The organism is Butyrivibrio sp. MB2005 (genome assembly GCF_000424285.1).
In the GTDB taxonomy this organism is placed as follows: Bacteria; Bacillota; Clostridia; order Lachnospirales; family Lachnospiraceae; genus Butyrivibrio.
In genome coordinates this window covers 99,182-123,419 of the sequence record NZ_AUJP01000003.1, presented here as the reverse complement: position 1 = coordinate 123,419, position 24,238 = coordinate 99,182, and the positions used below count along the sequence as shown (strand labels likewise).

General features: G+C 43.2%; 20 protein-coding genes. 1 reads left to right on the top strand and 19 read right to left on the bottom strand.

Features of this window, described 5'->3' with window-relative positions; genetic code table 11:
• Position 1 precedes the first annotated feature (1 nt).
• From G610_RS0100595 to G610_RS19125, 11 genes are all read right to left on the bottom strand, one after another.
• On the bottom strand, positions 2-1,270 hold the full coding sequence (locus tag G610_RS0100595; protein WP_026523222.1) for an NAD(P)/FAD-dependent oxidoreductase: 1,269 nt from the start codon (positions 1,268-1,270) through the stop codon (positions 2-4).
• Positions 1,267-2,715 carry an NAD(P)/FAD-dependent oxidoreductase gene (locus G610_RS0100590; RefSeq protein ID WP_026523221.1) on the bottom strand — a complete coding sequence of 483 codons (1,449 nt, stop codon included), beginning with the start codon at positions 2,713-2,715 and terminating at the stop codon, positions 1,267-1,269. Before G610_RS0100590 ends, G610_RS0100595 begins: the two co-directional genes overlap by 4 nt.
• Positions 2,716-2,884: 169 nt before the next feature.
• Complete coding sequence (gene glpK / locus G610_RS0100585) at positions 2,885-4,381, bottom strand: glycerol kinase GlpK (RefSeq protein ID WP_026523220.1); 1,497 nt, start codon at positions 4,379-4,381, stop codon at positions 2,885-2,887.
• A gap of 80 nt (positions 4,382-4,461) precedes the next feature.
• Positions 4,462-5,610, bottom strand: a complete 1,149-nt coding sequence (locus tag G610_RS0100580) for an ROK family transcriptional regulator (protein ID WP_026523219.1) — start codon at positions 5,608-5,610, stop codon at positions 4,462-4,464.
• A 22-nt stretch (positions 5,611-5,632) separates the two neighbouring features.
• Entirely contained in the window at positions 5,633-6,973 is a 1,341-nt protein-coding gene (locus G610_RS0100575; protein ID WP_026523218.1) for a fucose isomerase, read from the bottom strand.
• Between the two features lie 66 nt (positions 6,974-7,039).
• On the bottom strand, positions 7,040-7,708 hold the full coding sequence (locus G610_RS0100570) for a DUF4867 family protein (protein WP_026523217.1): 669 nt from the start codon (positions 7,706-7,708) through the stop codon (positions 7,040-7,042).
• A 14-nt stretch (positions 7,709-7,722) separates the two neighbouring features.
• Positions 7,723-8,580, bottom strand: a complete 858-nt coding sequence (locus tag G610_RS0100565; protein WP_026495287.1) for an NAD(P)-dependent oxidoreductase — start codon at positions 8,578-8,580, stop codon at positions 7,723-7,725.
• 37 nt (positions 8,581-8,617) lie between these two features.
• The gene (locus tag G610_RS0100560) at positions 8,618-9,304 is read right to left on the bottom strand and encodes a transaldolase family protein (RefSeq protein ID WP_026495288.1); all 687 of its coding nucleotides are present in this window, start codon (positions 9,302-9,304) and stop codon (positions 8,618-8,620) included.
• 185 nt (positions 9,305-9,489) lie between these two features.
• Positions 9,490-10,914 carry an SLC13 family permease gene (locus G610_RS0100555; protein WP_026523216.1) on the bottom strand — a complete coding sequence of 475 codons (1,425 nt, stop codon included), beginning with the start codon at positions 10,912-10,914 and terminating at the stop codon, positions 9,490-9,492.
• A gap of 98 nt (positions 10,915-11,012) precedes the next feature.
• Positions 11,013-12,482 carry an MFS transporter gene (locus tag G610_RS19130; protein ID WP_242829590.1) on the bottom strand — a complete coding sequence of 490 codons (1,470 nt, stop codon included), beginning with the start codon at positions 12,480-12,482 and terminating at the stop codon, positions 11,013-11,015.
• 19 nt (positions 12,483-12,501) lie between these two features.
• A complete protein-coding gene (locus G610_RS19125) occupies positions 12,502-14,478 on the bottom strand; it encodes an alpha-glucosidase (protein WP_051197396.1) in 1,977 nt (658 codons plus the stop codon).
• 330 nt (positions 14,479-14,808) lie between these two features.
• Between G610_RS19125 and G610_RS0100540 the strand changes: the two genes are divergently transcribed.
• The gene (locus tag G610_RS0100540; RefSeq protein WP_242829588.1) at positions 14,809-15,459 is read left to right on the top strand and encodes a lysophospholipid acyltransferase family protein; all 651 of its coding nucleotides are present in this window, start codon (positions 14,809-14,811) and stop codon (positions 15,457-15,459) included.
• Between the two features lie 70 nt (positions 15,460-15,529).
• Here G610_RS0100540 and G610_RS0100535 read toward each other — a convergent pair whose 3' ends face one another.
• The 8 genes from G610_RS0100535 to G610_RS0100500 form a co-directional block, all read right to left on the bottom strand.
• Positions 15,530-16,831, bottom strand: coding sequence for an HlyC/CorC family transporter (locus G610_RS0100535; RefSeq protein WP_035796521.1), 1,302 nt, complete (start codon positions 16,829-16,831; stop codon positions 15,530-15,532).
• A gap of 17 nt (positions 16,832-16,848) precedes the next feature.
• Positions 16,849-17,511, bottom strand: a complete 663-nt coding sequence (locus tag G610_RS0100530; protein WP_026523213.1) for an HAD family hydrolase — start codon at positions 17,509-17,511, stop codon at positions 16,849-16,851.
• Complete coding sequence (locus G610_RS0100525; protein WP_035796520.1) at positions 17,512-18,906, bottom strand: MATE family efflux transporter; 1,395 nt, start codon at positions 18,904-18,906, stop codon at positions 17,512-17,514.
• A 33-nt stretch (positions 18,907-18,939) separates the two neighbouring features.
• Positions 18,940-19,644 (bottom strand): 4'-phosphopantetheinyl transferase family protein, encoded by a 705-nt coding sequence (locus tag G610_RS19120; RefSeq protein ID WP_051197394.1) that lies wholly within the window; start codon positions 19,642-19,644, stop codon positions 18,940-18,942.
• On the bottom strand, positions 19,644-20,912 hold the full coding sequence (hisS, locus tag G610_RS0100515) for a histidine--tRNA ligase (RefSeq protein WP_026523211.1): 1,269 nt from the start codon (positions 20,910-20,912) through the stop codon (positions 19,644-19,646). Before hisS ends, G610_RS19120 begins: the two co-directional genes overlap by 1 nt.
• A 105-nt stretch (positions 20,913-21,017) precedes the next feature.
• Positions 21,018-21,290 (bottom strand): hypothetical protein, encoded by a 273-nt coding sequence (locus G610_RS0100510; protein ID WP_026523210.1) that lies wholly within the window; start codon positions 21,288-21,290, stop codon positions 21,018-21,020.
• A gap of 85 nt (positions 21,291-21,375) precedes the next feature.
• Positions 21,376-22,656 carry a metallopeptidase TldD-related protein gene (locus tag G610_RS0100505; RefSeq protein ID WP_026523209.1) on the bottom strand — a complete coding sequence of 427 codons (1,281 nt, stop codon included), beginning with the start codon at positions 22,654-22,656 and terminating at the stop codon, positions 21,376-21,378.
• A gap of 123 nt (positions 22,657-22,779) precedes the next feature.
• The gene (locus G610_RS0100500; protein ID WP_026523208.1) at positions 22,780-24,210 is read right to left on the bottom strand and encodes a TldD/PmbA family protein; all 1,431 of its coding nucleotides are present in this window, start codon (positions 24,208-24,210) and stop codon (positions 22,780-22,782) included.
• Positions 24,211-24,238: the final 28 nt, after the last annotated feature.

The following is a 24,238-nucleotide window of genomic DNA, read 5'->3' as shown; positions in this document are numbered from 1 at the left end:
GTCACTCCTTCTCAATCTTTACAGTTATCTTCTTCAGACCCTTGTGCTCCTGAAGCTGAGTCTTTCTGAGAATGATCTGCTCCATTTCGCCGGGAGCCATGATTCTCTTCTGGTTGTGCATGATTCTCTCATCATCAAAGTATACACTTACGAAAGAATTCTTATATACATCACCGACTCTGAATCTTACTGTAAGAAGATCGCTCATGCGCTCGGTATCAATTGTGCTGGGCACTGTGTATCTTGCGCCTTCTGTAGCAACGATCTCGATGACGTCTGAGCTGTCAGCTGCCTTGCATCCGTCGTTAATATACTTAACTGCGTTCTCTCCGGCTCTCTTAGCCTCTTCAGATACATAGTCAACAAGGTCATGTACGTGAAGAACGTTACCACAGGCAAATACACCGGGGATGTTGGTCTCTAAGGATTCATTAACAACAGGTCCTGATGTAACAGGGCTCATCTTTACACCTGCTGATCTTGAAAGCTCGTTCTCGGGGATAAGTCCGCAGGACAAAAGCAGTGTATCGCAGGTATATCTGATCTCTGTTCCGGGGATAGGCTTTCTGTCAGGGCCAACCTCAGCAATTGTAACTGCTGTTACATGATCTTTTCCTTCGATATCAACGACAGTGTGTGAGAGCTTAAGCGGAATGCCATAGTCATCAAGACACTGCACGATATTTCTCTTAAGTCCACCTGAGTAAGGCATAAGTTCAGCTACAACCTTAACCTTAGCGCCTTCGAGAGTCATTCTGCGGGCCATGATAAGTCCGATATCACCTGAACCAAGGATTACAACCTCGCGTCCGGGCATGTAGCCTTCGATGTTAACAAGTCTCTGAGCAGTACCTGCTGAAAAGATACCCGCAGGTCTGTATCCGGGAATGTTGAGGGCTCCTCTGGGCCTCTCTCTGCATCCCATTGCAAGGATTACAGCTTTTGCAGGAATCTGGAACATTCCGTCTTCTCTGTTCATGGCTGTAACCGTCTTGTCTGCTGCAATATCCATTACCATGGTATTGAGCTTGTACTCTATGCCAAGATCAAGAACCTGCTTGATGAATCTGTATGCATATTCAGGACCTGTAAGCTCTTCCTTAAATGTGTGAAGGCCAAATCCGTTGTGGATACACTGATTAAGAATACCACCAAGTTCATGGTCTCTCTCAAGGATGAGAATGCTGTCGTTTCCGGCTTCTTTTGCAGCAACTGCAGCTGCAAGGCCTGCCGGACCGCCTCCTACAATTACAATATCATATGTCTTCATGAGTGGCTTTCCTCCCCTTTTGTTCTTTCAAGAATGATGTTGGATTTTCCGCCGCTCTTAGTGATCTTTTCATAAGAAAGGCCTAACTCTCTGTTGATGATTTCCATCGTTCTGGGGCTGCAGAAACCTGCCTGACATCTACCCATTCCGGCTCTTGTTCTGCGCTTTACGCCATCAAGTGAACGCGCGCCGAGAGGTCTGTGTATAGCATCAAGTATCTCACCTTCTGTAATTGATTCACATCTGCATACGATTGTTCCGTAAGCAGGATTTTCTTTGATAAGAGCATTCATTTCGTCAATTGAAAGACCTTCTGTGCTCTTTATTCCTTTACGTGTAGCAATCCAGTCTGACTTCTCTGTAAGTCCCATCATATCCTTAAGCATATCGCCAACCATCTTACCGATAGCGGGAGATGCTGTAAGTCCGGGAGACTCGATACCTGCTACATCGATGAAGCCCTTTGCATCCTTTACTTCTTCGATAACAAACTCGTGTCTCTCAAGATGTGCACGAAGTCCCGCAAATGAAGTAATTACATTTCTAAGAGGAAGGTTCTTTACATTCTCGCTGGCCTTAGCGGTAACTTCGTTAAGACCTGCTGCTGTTGTGTTATTTCCTTCCTTATTCTCAAGGTCAATTGCTGTAGGACCTACAAGGAGGTTGCCGTGTACTGTAGGTGTTACAAGTACGCCCTTACCGTATTTTGTAGGCTGAGGGAAAATAGTATGTGATACATAATTGCCAACTTCCTTATCAAGAAGCAGGTAATCTCCCCTTCTCTCGATGATATGCATCTTGTCTTCGCTTACCATATTGTGAATCTTATCAGCATATACACCGGCTGCGTTAACAACTACTTTACTGATATACTCACCGTTGTTGGTGCGAACATGGAAAAGACCATCCTCGCCCTTTTTGATATCTTCAACTTCTGTATTGAATCTGAATTCAACGCCGTTCATGTTGGCATTTTCTGCCATAGCGATGTTGAGCTCGAAAGGACAAACAATGCCGCCTGTAGGAGCATAGAGAGCACCCACAACGTCGTCAGAGAGGTTGGGCTCCATCTCAAGAGCTTCTTCTCTTGTAAGAATCTTAAGTCCCTTAACTCCGTTCTTAACACCTCTGTCATATAGAGTCTTAAGTCCATCTATCTCTTCCTCGTGTACGCATACAACAAGGGATCCGTTTCTCTTGAAAGGAATATCAAGATCCTTTGAAAGCTGATCCATCATCTCATTGCCCTCAACATTGAGCTTAGCCATGAGTGATCCTTCTTCAGCATCAAAACCTGCGTGAACGATGGCTGAATTAGCCTTGGAGGTTCCTTCGCAAACATCCTCACATTTTTCAAGTACACATGCTGATACATTGTATCTGGAAACTTCTCTTGCTACAGCGCTTCCGGAAACACCTGCACCAATAATCAATACGTCATACATTATTATTCTCCTCTTATTTCATGATGAGGTTCTGCTCTCACTGTGGAAGTTACACTTCATTTCATTCAGTGTAACACGTTCGAACCAGGCTCATGAAAAACTTCGCCAGGTTCTCACAGCCGCCAGAACAAGCTTCAATCACGCAAATCATAGATTTGCTATTTCAGCTTTAACGTGCCCAGCCTCTTGTTGAAGCAACTGCCTGCTTCCAACCTGCGAGCTCTTTTTCTCTCTTTTCATTGTCCATTGTGCTTGTAAACTCTCTGTCTACAGCCCAGTTACTAATGACATCTTCCTTGTTTTTCCAATAGCCAACCGCAAGGCCTGCAAGATATGCAGCACCCATAGCTGTAGTTTCTACGCAGCTGGGTCTTACAACATTGGTATCAATGATGTCTGACTGGAACTGCAACAGGAAGTTATTCTTGGAAGCTCCGCCGTCTACTCTGAGACTTGTAAGCTTCTTACCTGTGTCGAGCTCCATGGCCTTAAGAACATCGGCTGTCTGGAAAGCCAGAGACTCAACTGTTGCTCTGATAATGTGATATTTGTTTACGCCTCGTGTAAGACCAACTATGGCTCCACGTGCGTAGGGATCCCAATAAGGAGCACCAAGACCTGTGAAAGCAGGCACAACGTAGCATCCGTTCGTATCCTTAACTCTTGTAGCAAAGTACTCTGAATCAGGTGCGGAATCGATGGTTCTAAGCTCATCTCTAAGCCACTGAATTGCAGCGCCTGCAACATATACAGAACCTTCTATTGCATAGGTCACCTTACCGTCAATTCCCCATGCGATTGTTGTAAGAAGATCATTTTTGGAATAAACAGGCTTATCACCTGTGTTCATCAGCATGAAGCATCCTGTTCCGTATGTATTCTTGGCATCACCCTCTTCAAAACAGGTCTGTCCGAAAAGCGCTGCCTGCTGGTCACCGGCTGCTCCGGCAATCTTGATCTCGCCGCCAAAGAACTCAGGATCTGTCTCTCCGTAAATGCAGCTTGAAGGCTTAACCTCAGGAAGCATGCTCATGGGAATATCAAGGATATCGCAAAGCTCCTTATCCCATTCGAGAGTGTTTATATTAAAGAGAAGTGTTCTGGATGCATTGGAATAATCCGTTACGTGAACCTTACCCTTTGTAAGCTTGTAAATAAGCCATGAATCAACGGTTCCAAAGCACAGCTCGCCGTTTTCTGCTCTCTGTCTTGCACCGTCAATATTATCAAGTATCCATCTGATCTTGGTTCCTGAGAAATAAGGATCAAATTTAAGTCCGGTCTTGCACTGGAATTTCTCAACAATTCCGGGAACTTCTTCCTTCATTTTCTCAGCAAAGTCCGCTGTTCTTCGACACTGCCATACGATCGCGTGCGATATGGGCTGTCCTGTTTTTCTGTCCCATACAATTACTGTCTCACGCTGGTTGGTAATACCAATCGCAGCAATATCTTCAAAGCTTGCATCTATCTTGCTCATTGCTTCACGAGCTACAGACAGCTGTGTCTGCCAGATTTCACTGGCATCGTGTTCTACCCAACCCGGCTGCGGGAAAAACTGGGTAAATTCTTTCTGGGCGCAGGAGCAGATCTCACCTTTTTGATTAAAAAGGATGCATCTGTTGCTGGTAGTTCCTGAATCCAGCGCCATTACATATTTTGCCATTTCTTAAAATCCCCTTTGTGTTTTTGCTATAAATTTATCTGACTCATTTAAGTGATATCAGTTTTTATCCTGTTTATGTTTTATGCGGTAAGAAACGCTTCATTCAAAAATACCGCAAGGCCCTCTGTATGTTCTCTGTTTACACGAAGATCAGTTTTTACAAAGAAATCATCCGAAACCAGCGGATCGTATTCCTTGTAAGCCTTTATAAAGCGTTCCATGTAGCCGGGAATCTCAAACATATATCCGATAAGCACTACGTTCTTGGAATCCAGAATGCTTATACTGTTTTTGAGATTGAAGGCCAACATATCTATCTTATTGTCAATAATCTTCTCTATGTTTTCATCTCTTTCGAGCTTGTCTGCATTTTCATCGGTTCTGTCAAGCTCAGCCTGCACGTCGTCGGCTATCGCCTTGGTTGAAACATAAGCTTCAAGGCAGCCCTTACGTCCACAGTTGCAGCTGCGTCCGTCCTTTACTGCAGTCATGTGACCGATCTCACCGGCCATCTTGTTTGAACCCTGATAGATTTTGCCGTCGATGATAATGGATGCACCAACACCGGGGCCCCATTTTAATATGAAAAGATTACTAACAGTACGTCCAAGGCCAAAATAAACTTCCGTCTGTGCATACGCTTTCAGGTTGTTCTCAACAACTACCTGAAGTCCAAGATCCTTCTTAATAAGATCAGCGACCGGTATGCTTTCAGTCCAGATGCTATATGTATTGAGGCTTATTCCTCTTTTTCTGTCCACACTGCCGGGAATAGTTACAGCAGCTCCAAGGAGCTTCTCCCTGACAATGTTGTTTTTCCAGAAAAGCCTCTGACATTCATCCGTAACATTCCTGAAGAACTGTTCCGGCTTAGTATGCTTGTCTGTGGGAAGGCTACAATTGCAAAGCATGTTACCCTTCATATCAGTAACTGCAATGTAGGTTGTATCTGATTCTACAGCGATGCACAGTACATTCCTGTATTCCGGATTGATGTCCACCAGAATCTTTTTCCTGCCCGCTCTTTTTTCTTCAGCAGCCTCGCCAAGTTCTACGATTATGCCCTCCTCCATCAACTCAGAGCATATTAAAGTAACAGAGGCGGCTGTTAGGCCAACCGTCTCTGCTATATCTTTTCTTGACATTGCTCCATTATTGTTTAGCAAAAGAAGAATGGAAGAACGGTTACTAAGTTTTACGTTTTCTAAATTTATCCCCTGATATTTCATAATTAAATTATATCCAACTCTTTTAGTAACGTACAACCTCTAAATCGAGCATATTACCAAGTTTTTCGAGCTCCTCTGCTATATTTTTGTAGATAACTACATAGTGGGGTTCCCAACCATTCTTAATGGTTTCTTTAACAATCTTCTCTGCTGACTCCTTAGTCTGAACAACGATAGAAGCGCCATTGAACTGCTTGGGCTTATCCATAACATTTCCTTCCGCAATGAAGAATCTGAACTTACCTTCTGCTGTACGACCTACTCTGAAGATTGTAGCTTCCTCTGAAGCCTTGCATCCAAAGTCCATAACAGGTCCGATCTTTCTGTTGGGATGAACACCTACCTGAGCACCGGTGTCGCAACGTGCAAGGTTACATGCTGCCATTCCACAGTGCCAGAAAGTGATTGAACTTTCTTTTTCATCCATTGATACAGGATCACCGAAGAAGGTGGACTGACCTGTGAATGCAGTTCCGATATACATTGAAAGTGCGCCGTATACGTCTGCTTCACAGCTTGCAGGAATGTTAACCGCATTAAGAAGTGATAATACCATGCATACAGGTGTACCGAATTCTGTGAAGAAATCAGGCCAGCAGCGTGAAGAAATAGCACCGATACGGTTTTCATCAACATAAGCCTTGTATGCTTTGTAAAGTCTTGCAAAATCCTTGATGTTGTTCTCAGGCATTTTCTCAAGACCAACCACCTTTTCTTTTGCCTCAGCCAAATCAGAAGCACACTCATCATCTGTATATGCCTTAGCCTTGTTGATAAGCTCTCTTGCTTCGATGGCCTCAAGTGTTACACCGAATTTGCTAAGAAGCTCAGCATCCAATGCTCTTCCAAAGCCAAAGCCCTGGGGTGTGTGACCTATTGCAGACATTTTAAGGCCTGTAAGATCCTTCTTTACTCTTGCTGCAAAAATAGTTGCTTCAATTTCTCTCTTAACATTTTCCTCTGAAGGAGCGCCAATTACGTGCTCGAACTTACCCTGTCCTCTGAATGCACATATTGCATTGGCTGCCGAGTATGCTCCTGTAAGGGAATTGCTGCGAAGTCTTGTTCCGTCAATAACAGGCTCTCTAAGTGTCCAAAGCAGAATAGGACAATTAAATCTTCTAAGAACCTCACTTGCATAAGCTGCATTAGCAAATGTAATATTCTGTAAAATTACAAGATCTGGATTCTTATCGCTTAAAAAATCAGCTACAGCATCTACTGTAAGCAGGATGTCTTCAGGAACAACTATGTCCTTGTCAATTTTCTTTAAAAGCTCTGCTGAGTTATCAAACTGCTCATGTGCAGTTACCATCTCGTAAGTTCCTACTCCGATAGGAACATATACCACCTGAAAATTCATATCAAAACCTCTTTTTTCTTAAAAGTATGATAGCTGTCGCAGGATCTTCAATAATGTCTGCTGTAGTTAATACTTAAGTTCCTTGTTCTCACCGATGAGCCCCGGGAACGCACCCTGTTTCATGAGTGGTTCTCTCTCAGGATGAGAAATTACCCATTTATTTCTCTGGAGCAGAAGCCTCTCTTCTCCTGTTTCCTTTGAAGACTTTCTGTCAAGAGGTGTGTTTGTTCCTCTTGGAAGAATTACTATTCCCTTAAAGCCTTCATCACATACCCTTATCGGTGAAAGATGCAGTGTCGTCTGGAACATCTCAATTGCTGTTCCCTTAGGTACGAAGAATACTCTCGCATCCTCTACCTTGTAGGTGTTATCATCTGCAATCTCCCATGTATGTCCAAGGACCAACATAAAATCTGTTACTGCAACATTTATCTCGCTTCCCTTGTGATACTCGAAGCCGTTGTAAGTAGTATTTCTACCATTGCAGTAGCCGACCTGGATCGGCATATCCCCATAAAAGAACCCCTGAACATCTGCTACAACACCAAGCTTTTCCATCTCGGGAACGGAAGCTACATATACATTTCCGTTCTCCGGTATATCAGTGTTGTCCTCCATGTACTTGATCATCTCGGAAAAATCATAATCCTTAACGATGTTTCCATAGGTTTTAAACTCTTCATCAAAAACGGAAGTAATCTTTATATCATTTACTTCATTAAGTCTGTCTAACATTGCTGTCTCCCGTTTTATCTGTCTCTTACAACTTTGATTGTTGCTCTGAAATCTTCTTTTGCCATGCCTCTGTCAAGAGCTGTCTGATATACATTAAGTGCATTCTCTTCACCGGGCATCTTTACACCGCACTCTTTTGCAAGGTTCACGCAGATATTTACGTCCTTAGCCATGTTCTCGATTGAGAATGCTGTGGTATAATCCTCTGCTTCGAGCTTCTTAGCCTGACCATCAAGGTACCAGTTAGCAGCTCCGCCGTATGAAACAGCTGTTGTGAAATCAGGAATTGAAATTCCGTTTGCCTTTGCAAGTGTGATTGTCTCGTTAACACCGTTCTGAATCTGTGAAACAAGTGCATTGTGGCAGATCTTCATTACAAGACCCTTGCCGTTATCGCCCATGCGGATTACGTTGCAGCCCATGTATAAAAGGATGGGCTTCATAGCTTCGTAAGTCTTCTCATCGCCGCCTACGTAGATACCAAGTGTACCTTCAATAGCTGCGGGCTTTGACTTAACTACAGGTGCATCGATGAAGCCTGCACCTGTCTTTTTAACCATCTCTGAGATCTCAACTGAAACGCTGGGATCGATTGTGCTCATATCTATGCAAGTCTTAGACGAATCAAGAACATCAACGATTGCCTCGTATACTGATCTTGAGTGCTCACTCTTTGGAACCATTGAAATGATGACATCTGACTGCTTTGCAAGCTCTACTGAATTCTCGCAGGGAACTGCGCCCTTAGATGCAAGAAGGTCGACCTTCTCCTTGATGAAGTCGAAGCAGTAAACAGTGTCGTCATGCTTTTTTACTATATTCTCGCACATGGACTCTCCCATGATGCCAAGTCCGATAAAACCGATTTTCATATTTCTCTATCTCCCTTTAATATTTTTAAGGTTTCGATCACTCGGTAACTGTGTTATCCCAAGCTTCACAGAATGTGTTAAGACCCTGGTTTGTGTATGCATGCTTCATGCAATCCTGGAATACTGCAAGTCCGCATGTAACGATGTCAGCACCTGCTACTGCGCAATCAGCGATCTGCTTAGGTGTACGGATTGCTGCACAGATGATCTGTGTCTTGCCATAGAAACCGTAGTTCTTGTAGATCTCTACGATGTTCTTGATATATTCCTTGCAATCCTCACCGTTCTGCTCTTTCCAACCGATGAAAGGTGAAACGAAAAGTGAACCGTTCTTTGCAGGAAGAATAGCCTGTGAAGGTGAGAAGATCAGAGTTACGTTTGTTCTGATGCCTTCCTTCTCAAGGATTCTTGCAGCTGTGATACCGGGCTCGATTGCAGGAATCTTGATTACGAAGTTAGGGCTGATCTTAGCAACCTTTCTTGCCATCTCTACCATATCCTCTGCCTTATCGAAGTGAGGATTGATCTCAACTGATACAGGGAACTTATCAACTCCCTCAAGACCCTCTTCCTTGATCCAGTTTGCAATATCGGTAATAGCTGTCATGAAAGGCTTACCACTTAACATGATGTGACGGGGATTTGTTGTTACACCGTCAATACCGAATGTATTGTAAGCTAATTTGATTTCATCGAGTTTCGCACTGTCTAAGAAAAATTTCATTATATTGCCTCCTAAAACTATATTAGTTAATCGCTTTAAGCAATTATAATCATAGCACCTCTCATTTTACAGTCAACAGCTAATATGTGGGTTTTATTAACTTTGGCGTTTTGTTTATTTTGTTTAATCTATTTTTGTTAATTAGTCACATAAAAGAAAAAGTGATTTTGATTAACGTTTTTAATTTATAGTACACCAAACCCAGGCCATACAAGCATTGTCACGTATCCAACCGCTACCGCTATGAGCATTCTCACCAAAGCTACCACAAGACCATTCTTAAGAAGCTTGTCAGGATCAAGACCGTATGATACGGAAATAGCTCTTACACTTACAGGAAGAATTGATTCAAAGTTCATGCCCATTGCTGTCGTGAAGACATACGGAATGGGATCAAGTCCCATCTTCTGCGTTACACCAATTACTATAGGCAGTGCAACAGCTGCAGATACTGTACTGTTTGTCATCTCGGATATAATGCAGGCAAAAAGTGTAAATACCAGTATTGTTACAAATCCGCCATTTAAGTTGGCAGATGAGATCACACCGGCGATAGCATCATTAGCACCTGAGCCTGTAAGTATCTGTCCAAGGGCAAGGCCGCCTGCGAAAAGAAGAAGCATTCCCCACATAACTTCCTTCTGGGCTTTTTCCCAGGTAAGAAGCAGTTCCTTTTTCTCGAAAGATACGATAACAAAGTTAGCAAAACCAAGAAGCAGGAAAAGATATGCAGGAACAAGTCCCGGAATCAGATCCGCATATAAGGGTCTTACAAATGAACCGAGCATAGCTACAATAAAGAGAACAAGACTTACTTTCTCATCCTTTTTCATGGGGCCAAGTTCCTTGTAGCATTTTTCAAAATATTCCTTTGTTCCCTCAAGAGAGTTTGTCTTCATGGGCTTAAGAAGCATTGTAAGAAGAACCGCTACAGTAGCGATGATAGTGTAAGGAAGCATTCTGGTAATCCAATCAATGTACATAAATTCCTTACCTGTAAACTCTTCAATAAAGGCTATGGCTGTGATGTTCATTGCACCGCCAAGAGGTGTGCCGGCACCGCCGACCTGAGACCCCCAGGCAATGGCGCAAAGGATAGGTGTTGCAGCTTCGCAGTTTTTGATATCCTTATAACCTGCTGCCGCTAGCATTGATACAGCGATAGGTGTGAAAATAGCAACTACAACTACGTTGGGCATCATGTTTGAAAGCACAATGGCTGCAATGAGCCATACGGTAATCTGAGATTTCATGGAAGGTCCGATAAGCGAAAGAGCCTTAAGTGATATTCTCTTATCAAGTCCTATCTCACTCCAGGGAGCTGTCAAAAGGCATGAGCCGAAGATCAGAATAATACTGCTTGATGCATACTGGCTTATAACATTCTCCATGGGAACGATATCAAAAATCGCGTTTATAACTCCGGGAAGAAGCGCCGTTACAGTTATGTCAACCGGTCTTGTAACCCACCAGTAGATCATCCAGACCGCAGTTCCTATACCCTTTGCAGCGGTATAATCGATAAGACCTGTTTTGCCAAGACAAAGACTTATCAGCAGGAACAGCACAGGTCCCAGTATCAGGTGCATTCCTCGTTTTGTGTTACTCATTTCTTTTCCCCTTTAATTAACAATTTTAATCAATTATCTTATTTTTTAAGCAGATCTAACTACCACAAGCCTGCGGAATTAAATCTGCTTTTATTTGCTTAGAACTTCAGAGCATTGTCCTCATTCCAGAGTTTATCATATTTGAATCCTGTAACCTTTTCACATACAGCGATCTCCTTAGAAGTGATCTTTGAATCATCCTCTCCTCTTCTTCGCATAATTTCTTTTTTAATGATATCGTACTCAGGCTTATTCATCGGGAACAGAACCGCGAACACAATCGCCAGTGCCATCAGAGCAACGGGAATCCAAACATAGAGCTGTGTAATACCCATCTGCGTTCCTGCTGCCTGTCTCAGCTTCTGAGAAGCAAGGTTCTCATCATATCCGATCATTGCGAGACAAATACCTATTATAGTCGAACTAAGTCCGGTTGCAATCTTTCTGATGAAGGTCGCCATTCCGGATACTGTTCCGGGACGTCTTATTGAGGTAATAAGCTCATCCACATCCGCCATGTCGGACAAAATAGCGTAGATACTTACTGATGAAGCAGCCATACCAAGTCCGATAATGAATGAAAGCACAAGGATTATAACAAAAGGTGCTCCCTCATAGGAGAGGAACAGCAGTGCAACAGTAGCGATCATTCTCACAGGGAAGCCGATAAGTATCGGGAACTTCTTGGATGTCTTTGGCATGATTATCGAGAACAGTATCGTGCCTGTAAACTGAGCAAGAAGCAATACTCCCATCATGATTGTGAAACGGCCGCCGGAGTATGCATTAAGCACGTCATCAACATAGTAAACCGCAAGGCCTGTAACAAAATCAGCAGCACCCTGTCCTGCAAGGAAGATGCAGATAAAAAGCTTAAAGGAAAAGCTCTTATATACTGTAAAGGACTGCACAAGGCTCTTTCTTAACGGAACCTTTACGGGTTCCTTCTGCTTTTCCCAGGTTCCGAAGAAGGTAAGTAAAACCACCACAAGGAAGATCACTGAGAAAATGATCGCAACTGTAAAATACAGGCATGCATTGGTGTTATCTGTGATAATGATGGTAGGTACAAGGCCTGCCAGAATTGCACCAAAGCTTGAAAATACAGTTCTTATTCCGGAAAAGCTGCCTCGCTTATTGTAGTCATCAACCATATCCGGAAGAAGTCCGTTATAAGGTACCATTACGATAGTGAAGCCCGTTGAAAACAGCATGTACATAAGTGCGTAAAAAGTATATTGTCCGCCCACGCTCTCAATGCCTGCATTCATCCAAAGCATCAGAAACGTAATAGCAGATATGATACTTCCGATAAGAATGTAAAAACGTTTTGCTCCGAATTTCGAGCTGGTTCTGTCAACTATATTGCCCATTATAGGGTCTGTAATTGCATCCCATACTTTTCCTATAAGCGGGATTGTACCTGCAAGTGCAGGCGACATTCCTAGCGCCTTTGTAAGAAATACCGTGAAAAATGTGCTGATTACAACAAATGCACCGCCGCCGTAAATGTCAGCAAGGCCGTAAGCACATTTTGAAAGAAACTTATCTTCTCTATTATTACCCATCTCATTAAACCCCATTAAATTATTCTCTTATTGTGATAAGCTCATCGAATCTCTCAGAGCTTTTTCTGACAAATACACATGGCTTCCCAACAGGCGCATCCACAGTACAAATCCCCTTCTTGTACTCCTTACCTGTATAAAGATGTACCCATGTATCATCAGGTAGTGTAACCGTTCTTTTGTCGGTACCCGCTTCAAGAACAGGTGCAACCAGAATATCTCTTCCCAAAAGATACTCTGTCATCTCGCTGTAAGCCCAGGATTCATCATAGTGATAGAACACAGGCCTGATGACGGGAGTCCCTTTCTCTACCGCCTCATCAACGAGTTCTTTAATATAAAATCCAAGCCTTGCATGAATCCTTGTGCACATGGCTGTGTGCTTCAAAAGCTCTTCATCTGAGTCAAACTGCACATTATTTCCGGGCTGATTGCCCTCATGAGTTCTGAAAAGAGGCGAAAATGCATTCATCTCTTCCCATCTCATAAGAAGCTCCTTAGTTCTTCTCATGTGCATTATGGTGGTATATCCGCCTGCATCCGAATGAGTTATGCCGTATCCTGACATGGCAAGTGACAGTGTTGCAGGTATTACAGATGGAATTCCATCATCCACCGACCAGTCTACATGCTGATCTCCTGTCCACATCATGGCCGCACTGCCAAGACTCTGCGTATAGCCTGCTCTTGTGAAAAAGAAGACTTCATCCTCTACGCCGCACTCTTCTATGGCCTCTCTGTTCATCTGTGCCCAGATACCCGGCCACTTATTGTGAAGAGCCTTAGGATCCCCGTCATAGAGCACAGCATCCACCGGCAGGTACTCACCAAAATCAGCCATCCAGCCGCCCATGCCGATCCCTATCATATTTTCCTTGATGATATTCTTATACCAGTTGTAGGCTTCAGGATTAGTGAAATCCACCATTGCAGCCGGAAATGTTGTTATCGTAACAAGATAATCGTCTCCGTTTCTATCCTTTACGCAGTATCCCTTTTCTTTTGCTGTCTCGTAAATATCCTTCTCAAGTGCGATAAAAGGATTGATGTAACCAAGGAATCTGACGCCCTTCTCCTTCCACTCTTTTATCTTGGATGGAAGATTCGGATATTGCTGATCGTTGTATCTCCAGTTCCACATAACCTGATAGCCAAAGCCTGTACAGCGACAGCCGCACCAGTCCTGACACCAGACACCTACAACCTTGCCATTTTCTTTTGAAAGCTCTTCCAGCTTCCTGTCGATATTGCCGCAGCCATCAAAGCCTTCTTTTACCTTATCGCCATCCTTGATCCAGTCCTGCATGGCGATGATACCGCCCTCATAGATCCAGTCAGGAAGCCTTCTCTGACGGCCAAGAAGAGCTGTCAGCTTATCAGAAAGCTCTGTAAAAGTGCCGGCTCTTTCGCTTGTAACCACCGGAAATTCCTGGGTGTATAAAGTAATCTTGTCAGGAACTGAAAAATCAAACTCGCCGTAAGCGCTCATATCCACATGAACATAGTATTTATCTGATGATGTGAATGTGGGCTGTACATAGTAAGATTCATATTTATCAAAGGGCAGCTTTTTCTTTGGACGAGGTCCCCTCAGCTTTTCCTTGATAAGCTTTTTGGAAATCCTGGATGCATTCTGATGCTCTGCAACCCATATCCTTACGTTTTGCCCTTTAAGATCAAACTCTGAATAAGTCTCCCCGCATCCGTAGATATGTTCACCCGGATTAGTAGGAAAACTTAGCCAAAATCGGTTTATCTTAGAAGCACTGCCGGCTTCGGATGACAACCTGATCTCAGTCCTGTCCCCGCTCTTTGTAACCCTAAGTGTCAGAATCTCTCCGGCTTTTTTGCACTCATATTTATAATCTGTCCCATCCGGAGTATTTTCCGTTTCCTTCAAAACACACTGTTCTTTCCAGTCAAAACTCTGTTTATACTTAAAGCTTCCCCTTTTCATGGAGAAGTTATTCTGCCCTGCCCCCACGCAAAGGGCCATATTTTCAAAGACTATTGTAATTTCCTCCCTGATGTTATATTATCAAAACAAATAATTGATTAAATGTTTTAATTAACTCTAAATCATTCTATATTAACTTTTACGTTTTCTCAATTGTGAATATATAAAGAAAAATAGACATCCCAATTGTGCATAAATACAGAATCAGGCAAACAGAAAAGCATTATAAAAAACAGCCAAAATAAGGTATAATAACACTATAAACAAGCCATTTCAGAAAGGTTTATTTATTAAATGCTTAGATTTTATTACGTAATAATAGTCTCTTTACCTCTGATTATCTATTACATCATAAAAGCCAGACTTGTCATGAACAAAACAGATAAATATGACGATGAGTATTGTTACAGAATCGCACGCAACATGGTTCGAAAAGTAATGCGTAACTGCTTCATCAAAACGAACTGCTATGGCGTGAACAACCTTCCAAAGGAAGGCGGCTACATAATGATTCCAAATCATCAGGGTAAGTTCGATGCGCTTGGCATCATTAATTCACACGACTCACCATGTAGTGTTGTAATAGATCTGCAACGTTCAAAGATGATACTGACCAACGAATTTATAGGACTTCTCAGGGGTATTCGTCTTGATAAAAATGACATGCGCTCACAGATTAAGAGCATGCGCCAGATGGCAGATGAAGTAAAAGAAGGAAGAAAGTACATTCTCTTTCCTGAAGGAGGATACGATCACAATCAAAATACTGTGCAGGACTTTAAGCCCGGAGCCTTCAAGACTGCTCTTTGGTCAAAACAGCCCATAGTACCGGTTGCCCTTGTTGATTCCTATAAGCCCTTTGAGCTTAATTCCCTAAAGCCGGTAACTACGCAGATACATTTCCTTAAGCCAATCTACTACGATGAATACAAGGATATGAACACCACAGAAATAGCGGATATGGTTAAAAAGCTTATAGAATCAAAAATAGCCGAAGCATTAAGCTCAGCAAATAAGTAAAGCTTTGTCATGGCAAGTAAATACTAAATAAAAAGACGCAGGTTACAAACTTAATTGCAACCTGCGTTTTTTATTCTTCTGTATCCTGTTCTGTATCAGTCTGGCTCTCCTTTATATCAAAGGTGCCTTCCGGTATGTAAACAAGTACCGCTGTAATACGATTTCTCTTGATGGCGCTGGCAGTAAGCTCTACACCGTTATCAAGCTTTGTGGTCTCGCCGCCTCTTGGCAGTCTGTCAAGATTCTCTATCATCAGTCCGCCGATTGAATCATAATCGTCTGATTCAAACTGTGTTCCTAGAGCATCATTGATATCATCAAGCTTCATGTTTCCTTCTACAAGGAATCTTCCATCGCCAAGCTCTCTTATCTGCTCTTCTTCGTCCGTATCATACTCATCACGGATCTCACCAACGATTTCTTCAAGAAGGTCTTCCAGGGTGATCATACCAACAGTAGCGCCGTACTCACTAAGTACAAAGGCAACGTTCTGGGCATTTTTTCTCATCTCCACAAGAAGATCCGCTGTCTTTTTATATTCGTAGGTGTAATAAGCTTCTCTCAAATAATCGCTTATCTTGAAATTATCCTTATCGGATACCAGCACGATATCCTTGATATTTATAAGACCGATGATGTTGTCCTGATTATCCTCATAGACAGGGATTCTGGTATACATCTCCTGCTTGAAGACTCTCATGACTTCATGGTACTCAGCGTCAGCACTGACGCAGCTCATATCGATTCTGGGGATCATGACATCCTTGGCTACAGCATCACTGAATTCAAAGATATTGTAAATGATCTCCTTCTCGCCGCTCTCGATTACGCCGTCCTCATGACTTACATCCACGTAGGTCTTAAGCTCATTTTCTGTCATGACCGTTTTGCTGTTTTTATCAATGCGAAGGATTCCAAGAACCACATCTGCTATGGCATTAACGATCCAGATAAAGGGTGTGAGGATCCACATGATCGCAAGGATTATTCTTGCGTAATACAGTGAAAGATTCTCCGCATAGGTTGTAGCTATAGTCTTAGGAATAATCTCACCGATTATAAGAACTGCGATTGTAAGGACACCGGTTCCGATACTTACGGCCCAGTCGCCCCACAGTCTTTGTACAAACATAGTGGCAAGAGCAGATGCCGACAGATTAACTATGTTGTTGCCGATAAGCACTGCTGACAGCATCTTCTGATAGTTATCAAGAATCTGCGAAACAGCCACGGCTCTCTTATTATTCTCATCCACAAGCGTCTTTATTCTCACTCTGCTGACACAGCTCATGGCTGTCTCTGCCGATGAAAAGAACGCCGATATAAACACCAGTAAAACAAGTATTACGAACTGTATTATGTTTTGCTGCAATTTGATTCCCCCTGTAATTAGCAAAATCTAAACTCAAGTAATTTTATTATATCATCCGGTACATCTGCAAATATCTTGCCGCCGGCTTCCTGCTGTTCCTCCCTGGTGCGAAATCCCCAGGCAACACTTATGCAGGGCATGCCTGAATTGGCTGCTGTTTTAATATCCACATCGGAGTCGCCAACATATACGCAATCAGATGCGGTAACACCAAGAATCCTCATGGCTTCTATAACCGTATCGGGTTCAGGCTTTTTGCGAATGCCTGCGCTCTCGCCTATAGCAACATCTATAGTATCCTTAAAATATAGAGCTGCCAGTTCCTTTGTGGCATCCATAAATTTGTTTGATACTATGGCAAGCTTATAGCCTTTTTCCTTAAGAGCTGTAAGAAGCTCCGGAATTCCTTTGTAGGGTCCGCTGTTATCGTTACAATGAACCTTGTAATGCTCTTTAAAATCTGCAAAAACAGCTTGGAAATCCGGATTCTCAAGGCCGCCCGGAACGCATCGTTCCATCAGCTTCTGTACTCCGTTCCCCACTCTGTATTGTATATCATGAAGTGAGCAGGTTTCCATACCATGCTTACTAAGTGCATAATTGGCACTTAGCATCAGATCCTCAAGTGTGTACAAAAGTGTTCCGTCAAGATCAAATATTACTGCCTTAATTTTACTCATTTATGCAAGCTCTGCCTTCCCGGTCCCCATCTTGGAGACTACCTTTTTCTTAATGATGAAATAACTTATAAGATGAGCGGACGCAGTTATAAACCAGGTCACAGGATATGAAATATAAAGTACTGTAAGGGAATGATATATCCTAAATATCGTCAATATCCAAACTATTCTAAGTCCGCACGCACCTACTATAGATACTATCATAGGCACTGTGGAATATCCCATTCCGCGAAGACTTCCGCAGATTACATCCATACATCCGCACAGGAAATACAAGGTGCAGATGATCGCCATACGCTCAACACCAAACTTAATGGTATCAGGCTCAGCTGTGTAAATACCAACAAGCTTGGGTCCAAGGAGATAGAAAAGATTACCCATTGCAAGGCCTACAACCGCTACTATAGCAAGGCAGTTGCGAAGAACCTTCCCTATTCTGTCCGCTTTTCCTGCACCTACATTCTGGCTGGTGAAAGATACGCAGGCCTGATATATGGAGTTCATTGCCATATATACAAAGCCCTCAAGGTTCGCACCTGCAGCACTTCCCGCCATGGCTGTAGCACCAAACTCATTTATAGAAGACTGAATAAGAACATTTGAAAATGAAAAGATGGTTCCCTGAAGTCCTGCAGGAAGGCCCACTCTGATAATCCTCTTAGCCTTATCCATATTCACACGGATTTTCCTAAGGTCAAGCCTATAGCTTTCTTCTGTCTTCATAAGCGCTCTTACGATAAGAGCTGCGGATACTGCCTGCGCAATAATGGTAGCAAGAGCAACTCCTGCAACATGCATGTGAAGAAGGATTACAAAAATCAGATTGAGTATAACATTTATTACGCCAGCACCCATAAGGTAGTACAGCGGTCTTCTGGTATCCCCGGTTGCCCTAAGAACGGCAGCTCCAAAGTTGTAAAGAAGCGTCACGGGCATTCCCACAAAATATATCCTCATATAGAGAGCAGATAGATCGATTACTTCCTCGGGAGATCCCATTAGGCCAAGAATCGGCTTGGATGCAAGAACACCGATTACAGCGATGATCACACCGCCGATAAGAGCCAGCGCAACAGTAGTATGAACCGTCTCGCTCATCTCTTTTTTCTGTTTTCCTGCGAAATATCTGGCTGCAAGAACATTCACGCCTACAGAAAGCCCCATGAAAACACTAAGGAGCATATTGATAACAGATCCCGTTGATCCGATGGCCGCAACGCAGTTTGCACCCATAGTCTCATCACCGGAAAACTGTCCCACAACCACGATATCCGCTGCGTTAAACAGGAGCTGCAAAACGCTTGAAATCATCAGTGGTATAGAAAAAAGGAGAATCTTCGGCAGAAGAGCCCCCTCCGTCATGTCTATTTCGTATTTCTTATTACCAGCACTCATTTTAATAACCCTGTGCAAATCCGCACAAACAAATCAAAAAACAACCTCATTAAGGTTAATATTATCCGTCCTCTCTCCGATACATACTGTAAGAACGTTTCCAATGAGGGGGAGAGGTTCTATTATATAACCGGCAGTTACTTCGGGACTTCCTCTGCGAATTTCCATATCATCAAAGGATATATGGAAACCGCTCAGGTCTTCCTGAAGTCCATGGCCGGTCATTTTTATGTAAGCTTCCTTTGCAGACCAGATCCTGAAAAACATGTGTGAACGGTCTTCATCATCTGCTATCTTCCTTAACATCTCATTTTCTTTTTCAGAAAAAAATCTCTCGGCAAGCTTATCTGAATCCGATACCCGTTCTTCCTGCACATCAATTCCAACAGGAATACCGGCCGCAGCCAAAGCCACATAGTCACCTGAATGAGATAGTGAAAAATGGAAACTCGGATAATTTTTAACGTACGGTTTACCATTTTCTACCAAGACGTAGCTTATGTCAAGTACATCCTCGGAAGAAAACTCTAGCGCTTCATTCTCTGCGATATAATCCTTTAGAGCATTCTGAACAAGAGCTCCTCCCACAAGGCTGCAGACCTTGTCGGGAAGTCTTTTGAAACGAGAAGCCTTCTCTATTCGCGTCTTATCCACCCTTTTCATAAGGGCTTCTAAAACCGAATCATCGGCCTTCGCCTGCTCTATCAGATTATGAACGTTGCAATAATAGATTTTCATCAGTGCTTAAGTTCTGTCTTGTAGAAATCCTTAAATTCTTCGTAACCCTGAGCTGTAAGCTGCTCCTTCTGGAACTTCTTGTTCTTGTTCATACGAACAACAAGAACCTGCTTGCCTGCTGCCCTTTCCTTCTGAGCCTCCGCGATGATATCTGATAACTGCTCGCCGCCGATACCCTTCTCTACAAGGAAAGCTACCTTATCCTTCTCATCGGGAATCTTGAAGCCCTCATCCATCATGATCATGATTATACGCTCAAAACCGATTGAAAATCCGCAGGCAGGTGTATCCTGACCTGTGAACTTACCAACCATCTTGTCATAGCGTCCGCCACCGCCACAGCTTCCGCCGTACTGAGGCATAGCAACTTCAAAGATTGTTCCTGTATAATAGCTCATTCCGCGAACAAGAGTGGGATCGAATACAAGCTCGAACTCAGCACTCTTTGTGGTGTCGACACTTGAAATGATCTCTTCAAGATTGTTCTTAACATCAGCATCAAGGAAATCGCCAAGCTCATCAGCAAGGAATCTGATTCCGTCAATTGCACCCTTATCCTCAACATTCTTGAACAGGTTAAGGTACTTATCGATGCTGGTCTTATCAAAGCCATCCTTCTCAAGCTCTTCTGCAACCCCCTCAAGACCGATCTTATCCATCTTATCAAGAGTGATGAAAACAGAATCATAGCTCTCTTCCGGGAATCCGCTGTAAGCTGCCATAGCCTTAAGCATACGTCTGTCGTTTATTCTGATCTGGAAGCCCTTAAATCCGAGTCTTCCAAGAGTTGTGGTTGTAGCAAGGATAAGCTCTATCTCTGCAAGGTTAGTTGCCTCGCCAAGGATATCGATATCGCACTGCATGAACTGACGATAGCGGCCCTTCTGAGGTCTGTCAGCTCTCCATACATAGCCCATCTGAAGTGCCTTAAAGGGTGAAGGCAGCTCGTTCTGGTGATTTGAATAATATCTTACAAGGGGAACAGTGAGGTCATAGCGAAGACCTGAATCTGTAAGGTCATTCTCTTCCTTCGCTGTCTCTAAGTTAAGCTTCTCTCCTCTTTTCATTACCTTGAAGATAAGCTTCTCATTTTCTCCACCCTGCTTACTGTTAAGGTTTGCAAGAGATTCAACGCTGGGAGTCTCGATTGATGTAAAACCAAATCCCGCATAGGTCTCCTTAATGATACCTATTACATAATCTCTAAGCTTCATCTCCTCAGGGAGAATATCCTTCATTCCTGTTACAGGCTTTTTAATCAGTGCCATTTTTATTCCTCTTCTTTCTTTTATATAAATTTGCAAGGAAGTTCTGCTCTCACTTCGTTCGCCAGAACACGCGCGCACTAGGCTCGACAAAACCTCGCCAAGTGCTTACAGCCAATTCCAAGGGTCACTTAGTTTCTTAGCGCGGAGCACTATGTCCTCGCGGTTCTGTTTGATGTAAAACTCCAGAGCTGCGATCTCGTCAGGCTCGAAGCCTTCAGATTTCATGATCTTGTAGCCCGGGATTATGCCTTCAGCGCTGGCTTCCTCGCCATTTACACCTTTTCTCACGAAATAAATTCTGATAAAGGTCTTACCTGACTTGGACGTAAGGAGTCCTGTCTGAGTCATTTCAAGTTCCTGGCCAAAATTTTTTGCCATGTTTTACCCCACATAAAAAAAATGAACATTCTCCACACATAATATATGGGCGGAACAAAAAATACAAGTCCGCCCACGTCTGCTCTTATTCTATTCCGGTTACAGTTACATTTTCAAGTCTTGTGAGCGCAGGGATAAGGCAGAAGTCGTACTGACGCTGTTCTTTGGACATGTACATCTCATTTACGAAATTGAACATGCTTCCTGAAACAGAGCCGCCGCTTACAGGTGTAACCTTATCTCCGTCGTGATAGTAAGCAAGTCTTATCTCTCCGGCGATATCGCCTGAAATAGAGTCAACCTCAAAGCTTGAGAACTCTACCACTTCAAGATATTTGCCGCTTCTGATCTCATCCATGGTCTTGCTGCCGCCGCTTACCTCGTAATTGTAAGCCATGGAAGATCCCTCTATTCCAAGATAGCAGCGATATCTTCTGCCGCCGCAGAAGGTCTTGGGTACATTGTTTTCGAGAAGAACCGTATCCTTGATAACTGCACCTTCTTCATCCACATCGAAGTTTTTGGATGAATTGGGAAGATTCCTAAGAACCTTAAGAGTCACCTTATCGCCCTTTGCCTTGGGAGCAATATCCTTGCCGATTTCCCAATCTGAATAATGATTGTAAATAAATCCTGCATCACTCTTACCTGCAAAATAGTGGTAGAGCATAACAGCATCGCTTGTAGGGAACACAACTGCTGCCTTGCCAAGCTGAGGAGTAGGACCTGCAATTAGCTTATCCTTACCATATTTTAAAACTTCAGTAATGTCTTTCTTGAGGCCTTCCTTATCACAGGTGCCGCCCTCATACATGCGATAAAGCTCAATCTCATGTGCCTCATCTCTGGCATTAACAACAACCTCTACCATTGAAGAAGGGTACTCGTAGGAAACATCAATGCCTTCAGAGTTGATAAAACGGCACTTATTTTTATTTACAAAAATCTCGTATGAGTTAAGGTCCTCTGTATCAGTCTCGGGAATCTCCTTCATGGTATTAACAAAGTCTTCCGCAATCTTTGATACATCGATGTCGCTATTCTTTGAAGCCTCAAATTCTACAGGCTTGTTGAGCTCATAAAACGGATTCTGCACGTTCTCAGCTCTTGAAATAAGCTTATCAATTTCGCTCTTTATCTCATCCTCTGTAAGTGTGGGATAAATCTCACCGGATGCGCTTCCGATCACCTTGCCGTCCTCGAGCTTTTTTAATACCTTTACGTTGATGTGCTCAACGTCTCTTACTCTGTTCTGATCAAGCTTGTGCTTAATAAAATAAAATTCATATGCAAGTGTAACTGTATCTGTAACCTCGAAGGCATCAGCACCGGATGCCCTGAGGATCTCTACTATTTTATCTGTCATTTTGAATATCCTCTTATTATGTATATAATTTTTTCCTTTTTCACAAGGAAGTTCCGCTCTCACTTCGTTAGCCGGAACAACAGCTCTGACTAGGCTCAAAACAACTTCGCCAAGTCATCGCAGTTAGCCTAGTCTCGCAATTGCCTTAAGGCACGGGCCGCCATCTGAAACCTTTGCCCATTCCTTGTGGCCCTTGCCGCAGCCGCCGGTACCGAAGGATTCGCGGTCCTTACTTACCATTGAAATGGAACCAAGAAGATCCGGAACATAACCTGTCATAACAACAGGAGAAACAACCTTACCTGTGAATTTACCGTCGATGATTTCTTTTCCTCTTGCGACGATACACTGGATTCCCCAATGCTTGGGATCCTCCATTCCTGAGAACATTCCTTCAAGATAGTAACCCTTCTTTACAGAAGCGATCATCTCTTCTTTTGTAGACTCGCCGCTGTCAAAAATAGTGTTGGTCATTCTGGTGTAAACCTTGTGCTCAAAGTTCTCACGCTTACCGTTTCCTGTAGGCTTTGTTCCAAGTCTGAGGGCAGAAAGAGCATCGCAGACACCGGTTTTCAGGATACCGTGATCTATTTCTGTAACATCACCTGCAAGAGTTCCCTCATCATCAAAAGCATAGCTTGCAACATCAACAACGACGTTTGCACCCTCGTGCATGGAAACAAGATCTGAACCTACTCTCTTATCGATATACTCTGCGCCAAGGGCTCTGTTTTTCACAAACATATCCATCTCAACGCCGTGACCAAAGGCCTCGTGAGCGATAAGTCCTGTAACCTCAGGGCTTGTTACAATCTCATATTCACCGGGCACAACAGGTGATGCATCAAGCATCTCGCCTACTTCTATTGCAGCAAGCTCTGCCTTTTCTTCAAGGCCGTCGATTATGCCTACACCGCTTCTGTCTGATACACCCTGAATTGCCATTGAGTTCTTGCCATTTTTCACACCTATGGCAACAACAGATCCTTCAGTGTAAACATAGCTCTGTCTCATATCTCTGTTTTTGGTAAGGAACATCTTACATACATGTGTTGACTTAGCGGAAACAACAGCATCTACCATATAATCCTTAAGACCTGCTGCCTTATCGCTGTAACTCTTTAACTTTTTCATAAGAGCACCAAGATCAGCATCCTCAGGCATTACATCTGTTTCCATCTCCACAAAAAGTTCGCAGGGCTCGTCCTCAAGCTTTGCTGTGTCAAAGACTTCAGTAGATGTTCTTTTTAAAATGGAAATCTGATCATCAAGAATCCCCTTTAACCTGGAAGCCATCGCACTAACGTCAGCTTCAGGTCTGTTAAAGGCATATTCGCTGTAAAGGCCGTCCTTGTAAACTCGTACAACGCAGCCCCTCTCAGTCATCATTGTCTCTCCTGTAAGAGACTTGTTTCTCTGTGAAGCCTGCATGGAAAATCCCTTGGAATCCGTTGCAAGAATGCTCACATAATCATAATCCGATGAGAGCTCATCTATGAGCTTTTTAAGGCTCGGAGCAAGCTCTTTCAGATAGTTTGAAAAAATTGCTTTCATATAATAAAACCCCTTTCTTTTTCACCAG

Coding starts and splice junctions, on each gene's coding strand:
- G610_RS0100510 (WP_026523210.1), bottom strand. CDS start 21,290: ATGGCAAAAAATTTTGGCCAGGAACTTGAAATGACTCAGACAGGACTC.
- hisS (WP_026523211.1), bottom strand. CDS start 20,912: ATGGCACTGATTAAAAAGCCTGTAACAGGAATGAAGGATATTCTCCCT.
- G610_RS0100505 (WP_026523209.1), bottom strand. CDS start 22,656: ATGACAGATAAAATAGTAGAGATCCTCAGGGCATCCGGTGCTGATGCC.
- G610_RS0100530 (WP_026523213.1), bottom strand. CDS start 17,511: ATGAGTAAAATTAAGGCAGTAATATTTGATCTTGACGGAACACTTTTG.
- G610_RS0100595 (WP_026523222.1), bottom strand. CDS start 1,270: ATGAAGACATATGATATTGTAATTGTAGGAGGCGGTCCGGCAGGCCTT.
- G610_RS0100565 (WP_026495287.1), bottom strand. CDS start 8,580: ATGAAAATCGGTTTTATCGGACTTGGCATCATGGGAGAGTCCATGTGC.
- G610_RS0100570 (WP_026523217.1), bottom strand. CDS start 7,708: ATGTTAGACAGACTTAATGAAGTAAATGATATAAAGATTACTTCCGTT.
- G610_RS0100575 (WP_026523218.1), bottom strand. CDS start 6,973: ATGAATTTTCAGGTGGTATATGTTCCTATCGGAGTAGGAACTTACGAG.
- G610_RS19130 (WP_242829590.1), bottom strand. CDS start 12,482: ATGGGTAATAATAGAGAAGATAAGTTTCTTTCAAAATGTGCTTACGGC.
- G610_RS0100590 (WP_026523221.1), bottom strand. CDS start 2,715: ATGTATGACGTATTGATTATTGGTGCAGGTGTTTCCGGAAGCGCTGTA.
- glpK (WP_026523220.1), bottom strand. CDS start 4,381: ATGGCAAAATATGTAATGGCGCTGGATTCAGGAACTACCAGCAACAGA.
- G610_RS0100540 (WP_242829588.1), top strand. CDS start 14,809: ATGAACAAAACAGATAAATATGACGATGAGTATTGTTACAGAATCGCA.
- G610_RS19120 (WP_051197394.1), bottom strand. CDS start 19,644: ATGAAAATCTATTATTGCAACGTTCATAATCTGATAGAGCAGGCGAAG.
- G610_RS0100560 (WP_026495288.1), bottom strand. CDS start 9,304: ATGAAATTTTTCTTAGACAGTGCGAAACTCGATGAAATCAAATTAGCT.
- G610_RS0100555 (WP_026523216.1), bottom strand. CDS start 10,914: ATGAGTAACACAAAACGAGGAATGCACCTGATACTGGGACCTGTGCTG.
- G610_RS0100525 (WP_035796520.1), bottom strand. CDS start 18,906: ATGAGTGCTGGTAATAAGAAATACGAAATAGACATGACGGAGGGGGCT.
- G610_RS19125 (WP_051197396.1), bottom strand. CDS start 14,478: ATGGCCCTTTGCGTGGGGGCAGGGCAGAATAACTTCTCCATGAAAAGG.
- G610_RS0100500 (WP_026523208.1), bottom strand. CDS start 24,210: ATGAAAGCAATTTTTTCAAACTATCTGAAAGAGCTTGCTCCGAGCCTT.
- G610_RS0100580 (WP_026523219.1), bottom strand. CDS start 5,610: ATGAAATATCAGGGGATAAATTTAGAAAACGTAAAACTTAGTAACCGT.